Raw genomic sequence first — 9,383 nt, 5'->3', positions numbered from 1 at the left:
CGACCATCAAAAGATATAACTGCGGCTTAAAACCGCTGTAAAGGATTCAATGTCCTTCACAAGGCTCCTGACTGAGCTGTACACCTAACTGATGATTCCCTACCGTTCTTTGTTTTAGAAACAACGTGCGGACTGGGAGGAGGTAACGGTAACACCAAAGGCACTGACGGTTTGTAACGCAGTGAAATCCCTTTGGAATCCCCTTCCTCAAAAAACGTTAAGATTTTAGGTGGGGGAGGATGTCAATCTTGCATTTTTTACAATTCGAGCATTCCGAACTTATAAGCAGTCTACATTAAAGGCAGCCGTGATTAGTTTCTTGTTTGTGCTGATTTATGCTATATTAGATGAAACGCATCAACTATTTAAAGATGGAAGAACTCCGCTTAAATCGGATGTAATTGTTGATTGCTTTGGAGGAGGCTTAGGAATAGTCTTTTATTTAGTTTGGAAAAGGGGCCGGAGCTACGTCAACTTTAATGAAAAAAAAGCGGCGTGATAGTGCTTGGTAGATTGTTTTTTTATCCTAAGTTTAAGATAATACATAAGCGATATAATATAAAAAATAAAAGAGAAACAGAAAGAGAGTGTTAAGAGTTGTCTAATACTTATAATAAATTAGATTTTGAAAAACAACATAAAATACAATACAATAGCGACGGTTACTTTATTGCTAATAAAAAACCAAGCCTATTTGATGTCTTAAAAAAGAAAAAAGATAAAGTGGTAACGGTTGTTACACCTGTTTATAATGCTGAAAAATATTTAACGAAAACGATTGATTCTGTTGTGAATCAAACACTGAACTTTAATGAAATAGAATACATATTAGTGGATGATGGTTCAACTGACCAATCACGTCCTATATTGTTAGATTATGCAAAAAAATATGCGAACATGGTTGTTGTATTTTTAGAGAAAAATACAGGGACGCCTGCTCAGCCGAGAAATTTAGGAATCGAGTTAGCTACAGCACCATATATTACTTTTTTAGATGCAGATGATTGGTTAGAACAAGATGGTTTGGAAACATTGTATCAAATATTAAAAGAATCCAACGATGATTATGTGGTAGGAAAAACGATACAAGTGGAAACAAAATCAACGAAAATTGTAGGAGAACACGAATCATGTATGGAAAGAAGAGGAGTGTTGCCGACTTCTATTCCCCATATTTTTCAACATTTAGGACCTCGTTCAAGAATGATGAAAACAAGTGTATTAAAAGAAAATAATATTAGATACCCTGAAATGAAGTTTGCAGAGGATAAACAGTTTTTTATTGATGTATTAACAAATGCGAAAACAATATCTACTACAACGAAACCAATTTATTATTTAAATCGATTAGATGAAAACGATGCGTCCTTAACAAAACAAACGTCCATTATACAGAAGATGGACACAAATATAAAAGTAATTAATTATGTGAAAAGTAAAAAACTAGACATAAAGACAGAAAAGATGATTTTAAATCGACTATATGAGTTTGATTGCATTACAAGGTTATTTAATAGACAGCATTTTTTCAAAAGCAAAAATAAAGAAGCGTATTATGAGAAATTTAATGAAGTGATAGAAACGACAAAAGATCTTCCTTATTCTATCGAGGATCAGTTTTTTCATCCAATTAATAAAGTAGTTTATCACATGTTTTTAAATGGCGATCAGGAGAAAATTGCGCCATTGTTTATGTGGGATAAAAAAGAAAAAGTAAAGGAAATCGAAATAATTGATGACTTGCCTTATATGGTGACACCATTCGAGGAAAATAAGCATATTAGAGTATCAATGGCTGGTTTTTATCATGAAGGAACATTTCAAGAGGATAAGTATACATTAAGCTTTTCTGTATATGGCGACTATATACATGAAGTGAATGATATCGTTCTTCGAGACAGAAACGATCCAGCAAATCAATATTCCTTTAACGTAATGAAAAAAGATGATTATTTATTTGAACTAACAATTCCTATGTCAGTTTTAAAAGGTTTCAAAAAAGCAGGATACGCGATATTTCTTCGCTATAATGATTATCAAAAAATTAGCTTGATCCGAAAAGAACCGAATCAAATAATGTATGAAAAAAGATTATATCAATTTTATACAACCGTTAATTCTAATTTAGGATTTAACATTAAATAATAGGCTATGTTAAAGCTTATTGTTGATTTTGGCACTATGTTGATTGGAGTGGAAGGCGTGAGACTCCTGCGGGAAAAGTGAGTCAGAGGGAGACCCCACAGGCGCATAGCGCCGAGGAGGCTCCCGGACCGCCCGCGGAAAGCGAACGCCTGGAACGGAAATCAACAGGCAGGTTTACAGAGGCAAATAATAAAAAAGACTAGACAGAGAAAAAGCTTTTCGTCTAGTCTTTTTTTACCCATTCTAATAATAAGTGAGCCGTTTTAGAACTGGAACAGCCTACGGAATATTCATTCCATTCTTGATGAAACCGGTTGGTTTTTTCCGTATTGACACTTTGACTTTTTATTATGTCAATGATCTCTGCTGTATTGGATACGATGGGACCAGGAACAAGCTCCTCATAATCTTCCCAGAAACCTCTTGATTTTTTGTATTCGTCTAAATCATAAGGGAAAAAAATCATTGGTTTTTCCAAAAAGGAGAATTCGAATGGGATAGACGAATAATCTGTAATTAAGTAATCGGTTACTAAAAGTAATTCGTTAATATTAGGGTAATTTGTTAAGTCGTATACAAAATCCTTATATGTATCGAAATGCAGTGTATTCGTTATATGCGGATGTAGTTTTAAGATAAGGATATACTCTTCTTGCAAACTAGCTTTCATTAACGAAAGATCTAATGGCAATGTATAGTTTTTTTCCCCATCCCTATATGTAGGTGCATATAAAATCACTTTTTTATGTTGAAAATTTGGATAAGCAACGTAAATTTGTTGTTGAATTTTATTTTTTGTATCTTTTTGAAAAAACAAATCCGTTCTTGGAATGCCTAATGGCAGCATTTGATCTTTATTGGCTCCAAACGCTTCTTGAAAGATGGTCGACATTTTGTCAGAACCGGTCGAAATGTAGTGGAATTGCTTGTATACTTTCTGGAAACGAGTTCTTGCCGCAGCAGTTCTCGTTTTAATAGATGGATCTTTCCGTCCAAATTGTTTAATGGCTCCTGCTGCATGCCATATTTGCAGGCATTTCACATTTCGTTTAAAACGAATAGTTGATAAATAGCCATAATAATTATCAACTACTATTATTTTAGCAGTAGCAAGATGATAGATGCCTATTAAAAAAGTGAGAAATTTAATTGGTGAAAACAATAAGACGGTATCTGTTTGCTTCTGGTGCTCGATAAAATAACTAAATGTTCGTTTCTCCGTTAAAAAAACACATGGAATGTCAGCCTGTTGTGTTTTTAATTCGTTATATAAATAAAGATTATTTTCAGCAAAAGAGACACAAAAAACTATTTTCTTTTGCTGAGGAAATAGTTTTGCGATCCTAAACAGAAAAGAAAATAGTAATAAATAAGCAGAAATGGCTAGTTCTCTAGCCATTTACTTTAAAAAGATCTTTCTTAATTTTTGATGTCGAAATGCCAACCGTTCTAGGTAAATAAACAACTTCACAATGATCTTTTAAGAAATCAAATTTACCTTCCCAATCGTCTCCCATAACAAATATATCAATATTATGGTTGATAACGTCTTTTACTTTTTGATCCCAATCATTCTCTGGTATTACTTCATCTACATAGCGAATGGCTTCTAATATCATTTTACGATTATCGAAACTGTGGTATGCTTGTTTATTTTTTATAGCGTTAAATTCATCGGTAGAAATAGCAACAGTTAAGTGGTCGCCTAATTCTTTTGCGCGCTTCAAAATATTAATATGGCCCCAGTGCAGTAAATCAAAGGTTCCATAAGTAATTACTTTTTTCATTTTTTTCCTCCCGAAATAATATAGTCGGTTAAATTAGTTGATTTATAATATGAATCGTATGTGTATATAATATGTGTATATCATTTATATTTGCATAATTATTTATTCTAAAACTTTTATTTGCTTCTGACAAGTAGAAGTATAAAACGATTAAGAGGAAATGATTGGACATTAGTAATTCTATTGAGGGATAGTCCTATTATTAACTGATAATATGTAGGATAAATATAGACATTTACATGATAAAACTTTAATATATAGGTGGAAGAGGAATTTTTTGGAGGTAGTTATGACAAGAGTAAGAAAAGCTATTATACCTGCTGCTGGATTAGGAACAAGATTTTTGCCTGCAACAAAGGCAATGCCGAAAGAAATGCTGCCAATTGTCGATAAACCAACTATACAATATATAGTAGAGGAAGCAATTGCTTCTGGGATTGAAGATATTATTATTGTAACAGGAAAAGGAAAAAGAGCGATTGAAGATCATTTTGATCATGCTTGGGAATTGGAAGAAAACCTTGTCAGCAAGGAAAAATTTGACCTATTAGAAAAAGTAAAAAAATCATCCAATGTAGATATTCATTATATTCGACAAAAAGCACCAAAAGGACTTGGACATGCTGTTTGGTGTGCTCGCAAGTTTATTGGAGATGAACCTTTTGCTGTTTTATTGGGCGATGACATCGTGGATAGTGAAAAACCTTGCCTTGGCCAATTAATTAATGAATATGAACAAACTTTATCCTCCGTAATTGGGGTTCAAGTTGTTCCAGATTCCGAAACCCATCGTTACGGTATTGTTGATCCGATAGAAGATAACGGAAATAGACGTTACCAAGTCAAAAAATTTGTGGAAAAACCTGCAAAAGGAACAGCCCCTTCAAATTTAGCAATTATTGGACGATATATATTTACACCAGAAATTTTTAAATATCTGGAAGAACAAGAAATTGGCGCTGGCGGTGAAATCCAGTTAACAGATGCAATTGAAAAATTGAATAAAATTCAACGAGTATTTGCATACGAATTTGAAGGAAACCGTTATGACGTAGGAGAACAATTTGGTTTTATCCAGACAACGATTGAATTAGCGTTAAAACGTAATGATATTCGCGATTCGTTAAAACCATATTTAATTCAACTAGCTAAGTCCCTTTCAGAAGAAACGGGTAAGTGAACTCGTTTCTGAATCTTTAAAGAGGTTACCCTTCACCTAATGGAAAAAAGAAGAGGGAAATAGTTTTTTTGTTTTGCTCTATACGCGTTTATGTATAGGGCTTTTTTTGTGGCAGAAGTATGTCTAACTATGTCATGTGCTGGAAATAAAAAGGGAAATTTTATCGGAAACAGGAAAAAATAACTAGTTTTTTTTGGGAAACTAGCTTAACATTTGTACTAGATTCTTAGATAATAGATTGGGAGTTTTAATCTTTGGAGGTGTACCAAATTAATACTAAAAGAAATGCAAATAGAGTTATTAGTTTTATATTACTTGTTAGCTGTTTTTATGTTCTATTTTCAACGAATGACAGAGCAAGTGCAGAAGGTCTTTGGTCTGGAAGTTACTATAATAATAAGGCATTATCAGGGAAACCTGTTAAAAGTGAATATGATGCTGTTAAATTTAATTGGGGGAAAAATGCACCAATTAAAAAAGTTAAAGCAGATGGTTTTTCTGCTAAATTTGAAAAAAGCATGGATGTGAATGAGCAAAAGGATTATTTTTTAACTTCTTATGCTGATGATGCGATTAGAACGTTTGTGGATAACAAAGTGCAAATTGATAATTGGCGCAATTCTAGTGGGAAATTTAATATGAAAGCTTTGCCCAATATGGCTCAAGGTCACCATACTATTAGAAGCGAGTATTATGAAAATACGAATAATGCAGCTTTGTATTCGGAGATTTTGCCTTTTAATAGTTGGATAGGCTACTACTTTAATAATACGAGATTAAAAGGGGCACCACAGGATGCTTTTATATTAAATGAAAATAACGATACATTATCATTTAATTATGGCAATAATGCACCAGGAGCTAAAAATATAGGAGCAGATAATTATTCTGTCAAATTATCTACTTTTAAACGTTTACCGGCTGGAGAATACATTATTAAAACAAAAGTCAATGAAATGTTAAAGGTTTATATCGACGGAAAAAAAATCATTGATCAACCGAAGTATGGCTCTCAGTCTATTAAAATAAAAATAGCAGATACGAAGTCTAAAAGTAATAAGGATGTACATGAAATTAGATTGGAATATGTGGAGAAGAAAGGCAAAAGCTACCTTGATTTTTCAATTAAGCCTTTGCAAACAGAATTATCCTACGATAATTGGTTATCTACCTATCATAATAATCAAAATTTAGCAGGTACAGCAAATGTATATGGAGGAAATAGTGTTGCAAGGAAAATAAATGGTTTATTTTTCAATTGGGACGGTAAACCAAATGCAAAAACGAATAACAATAATTTCTCCGCTTCTTATTACAAGCTGTTAAGGAACGGTGATTATTTTGTCCATGCGATCGCAGATGATGGAGCAAAAGCCAGCATAAACGGGCAAAGTCTTTTCAGCAGGTGGTCTGGGTCTGGCGGCAAAGAAAATAAAGCATTAATAACGGGATTAACAAATGATGACAATACGTTGCGTTTTGACTATCTGGAAAAAGTAAAAAAAGCCTACTTTACAGCAGATGCTGTTCCTTTTGGACAATGGCTCGCATATTATTATCCGAATACGACTATAAGTGGTCTGCCAAAAGCAAAAACGATTCTAAATGGAAATGAATATGGAAATCTTTCTTTTGACTTAGGAAAGGGTGCACCAATAGCTGGCATTCCTGCTGATAATTATTCTGCTAAGTTTATGACGGCAATGAGGCTGCCAGCAGGCAAATATGTGATAGATTCTTTTGCAGATGATGGTGTAAAAATATATGTTGATGATAAGTTAGTAGTAAATAGATGGACGAAAGGAAACTCTCGTCAAAATAAGCTAGTGCTTAACATTGATAACCGAAGCAATGAGACAGGTGATTCTAAAAAGGATGTACACTGGATTCGTGTCGAGTATTTAGAGAAAAAGGGTAAATCAAAATTGAATTTTACCATTAAACCGTTAACTGATTTCATTACATCCTCTGATTGGTTGGGAGTTTCCTATCCAAACAATCATTTGTCAGGAGAAGGATCGATTTTTAACACAAACAATATTCGATATAACTGGGGAAAAGGTGCAGGATTTTCCACTACTAGAAAAGACGGTTTTTCTGCTTCCTTTTACAAAAAAATATCTGGGTTTAATGATTATTTTGTGTATAACTTTGCAGATGATGGGCTTAGAGTAAAGGTCGATGATCAAAATCTTATTTCCAGGTGGAAAAATTCCGGTGGACGATTAAATAGTGCATTAATTAAAAACTTGAGCGATGAGGATCATAAGGTTCAAATCGATTATTATGAAAATACAGGAAATGCCACATTAGCTGCAGATGTACTGCCGCTCGGCGACTGGGTTGCTTATTACTATAATAATAAGGAGTTAACTGGTCATCCTTCTGCGGTGAACTCTTTTAGTACCAATAATAGCATGACATTAGAACAGGATTTTGGATTTAATGGACCTGCTAATGGAATTAAAAATGATATGTTCTCAGCAAAATATGTAACAGCAAAAAGATTAGAAGCGGGAGAATATATTGTCCGAGGCTTGTCTGATGATGGCATGCAAGTATTTATTGACGGCAAGCCCGTTATTAATCAATGGAATGATAGCGAATATCGTGAAAAGGCAACAAAAGTAAGAATTGATGATACGAATAATGATAATATTCACTGGATTGAAGTACGTTATTATGACAATACGAACGAAGCTAAATTTAAGCTATCCCTAACGAAATATGATGAAGGAAATGTAGTGGATAGTTCAGGCTGGCTGGCACAATATTTCTCTGGAATTATTGATCCAAACAATCCTCCTAGCTTTAATATACATGATGCACAGAAAACAATGATTGTTGGTGGAAAAGATTCACTTAATCATATTGAAAATATAAATTTTGATTGGCAGCAAGGTTCGCCAGACGCTTCGATTCCTAATGATCAATTTTCAGCTATTTATAAAAAAGTGATTAATGTGGGCGAAAGTGGAAATTACAATTTTGTTGTGACGGCTGATGACGGAGTAATATTAGAAATCGATGGCATTAAAATGATTGATTCATGGAATAACAGCGTCGGCGATAAACGTGAATATTTAGGCTACTATTTACCACAAGGCGATCATACCGTTGTACTGAAATATTATGATGATGCCGCAAATGCTTCTATTAAGTTTGAGATGAGCAAAGCACAGAATGTTTTATCAAATTATTTTTATTTAAATAAATCGCTTGATCAACATGTACAAAATCAAATGTATTTACGTCCTCAAACAGATACAAAGTATAAAGCGTATATTATGGAGGATGCTTTAACATTAATAAACAATGGTACACAGGCGATTACTAAGAGTGGAAAATGGAATGTTCGAGGCGGTCCTAGTACTGATTTTTGGAGTATTGGAACATTATCAACGAATAATAAAGTAGATGTAATCGCAAAATCAACGATGGATAATTTCGGTAAATACTGGTATGAGATTAACTATTATAAATATTATGTGCCAGTTGGACCTGTTTTTGAAGGGATTCCATTAAACTATAAAACGGCCTATCATGCGTGGGTCAATGCAAGCCCTAATGATGTGAAGAATTATTTAGATCCTAATAACTTCTTAAACGATGAAAGGCAAAAGCTGCAGTTTTTAGATTTAGCCAGCAGTGCTAATTTAAACGAAACAGAAGTAAACGAAAAGATTTTATGGAATAAAGGAATATTTGTTGGAAAAGCAGGGGCGTTTATGCAGGCTGGTGCAACCTATGGCGTAAATGAAATCTATTTAATTGCACATTCAATGCTAGAAACAGGCAATGGAAAATCACAATTAGCAACAGGCGTTACTGTATCAAAAGTGGATGGAAAAGATGTGGAACCGAAAGTAGTTTACAATATGTACGGAATTGGTGCATATGATAGTTCTCCACTTAAAAGCGGCTCAGAATATGCATACAAGCAAGGCTGGTTTACACCAGAGGCTGCCATTATCGGCGGAGCTAAATTTATAGGCCAAACATATATTAATCATCCAACCTATAAACAAAACACATTGTTTGAAATGCGATGGAATCCTAGTCATTCTGATCGTGTTGATTATGGAAAAATGGGTGGTTCCCATCAATATGCTACTGATATTGGCTGGGCTAGCAAGCAAGTAAATTCTATGTATTATATGTATAGTTTATTAAGTTCCTATCGGATGACATTTGATATCCCAACTTTTAAATAAGAAGAAAAGCTGACGCAAAGGTTGATTCCAACTTTTGACGTCAGTTTTTTTAGTCTT

The 9,383-nt window shown here is 33.7% G+C and carries 6 protein-coding genes; 4 read left to right on the top strand and 2 right to left on the bottom strand.

The window, feature by feature from the left end:
* Positions 1 to 229 precede the first annotated feature (229 nt).
* Together ACTXGU_RS15610 and ACTXGU_RS15605 are read left to right on the top strand one after the other, a co-directional pair.
* Positions 230 to 499, top strand: coding sequence for a VanZ family protein (locus ACTXGU_RS15610; RefSeq protein WP_443482453.1), 270 nt, complete (start codon positions 230 to 232; stop codon positions 497 to 499).
* Positions 500 to 597: 98 nt separating this feature from the next.
* Positions 598 to 2,145, top strand: coding sequence for a glycosyltransferase family 2 protein (locus tag ACTXGU_RS15605; RefSeq protein ID WP_443482452.1), 1,548 nt, complete (start codon positions 598 to 600; stop codon positions 2,143 to 2,145).
* Between the two features lie 223 nt (positions 2,146 to 2,368).
* Here the strand turns inward: ACTXGU_RS15605 and ACTXGU_RS15600 are convergent, their stop codons facing one another.
* Positions 2,369 to 3,544, bottom strand: a complete 1,176-nt coding sequence (locus ACTXGU_RS15600) for a CDP-glycerol glycerophosphotransferase family protein (protein ID WP_443482451.1) — start codon at positions 3,542 to 3,544, stop codon at positions 2,369 to 2,371.
* The gene (gene tagD / locus ACTXGU_RS15595; protein WP_443482450.1) at positions 3,537 to 3,932 is read right to left on the bottom strand and encodes a glycerol-3-phosphate cytidylyltransferase; all 396 of its coding nucleotides are present in this window, start codon (positions 3,930 to 3,932) and stop codon (positions 3,537 to 3,539) included. Before tagD ends, ACTXGU_RS15600 begins: the two co-directional genes overlap by 8 nt.
* Positions 3,933 to 4,221: 289 nt before the next feature.
* Between tagD and galU the strand changes: the two genes are divergently transcribed.
* The gene (galU, locus tag ACTXGU_RS15590) at positions 4,222 to 5,112 is read left to right on the top strand and encodes a UTP--glucose-1-phosphate uridylyltransferase GalU (RefSeq protein ID WP_443482449.1); all 891 of its coding nucleotides are present in this window, start codon (positions 4,222 to 4,224) and stop codon (positions 5,110 to 5,112) included.
* Between the two features lie 260 nt (positions 5,113 to 5,372).
* Positions 5,373 to 9,326, top strand: a complete 3,954-nt coding sequence (locus ACTXGU_RS15585) for a PA14 domain-containing protein (RefSeq protein WP_443482459.1) — start codon at positions 5,373 to 5,375, stop codon at positions 9,324 to 9,326.
* The last annotated feature ends 57 nt before the right edge of the window (positions 9,327 to 9,383 follow it).

The organism is Niallia sp. 01092 (genome assembly GCF_052318935.1).
In the GTDB taxonomy this organism is placed as follows: Bacteria; Bacillota; Bacilli; order Bacillales; family Cytobacillaceae; genus Niallia.
This window is presented reverse-complemented; position numbering and strand designations above follow the sequence as displayed.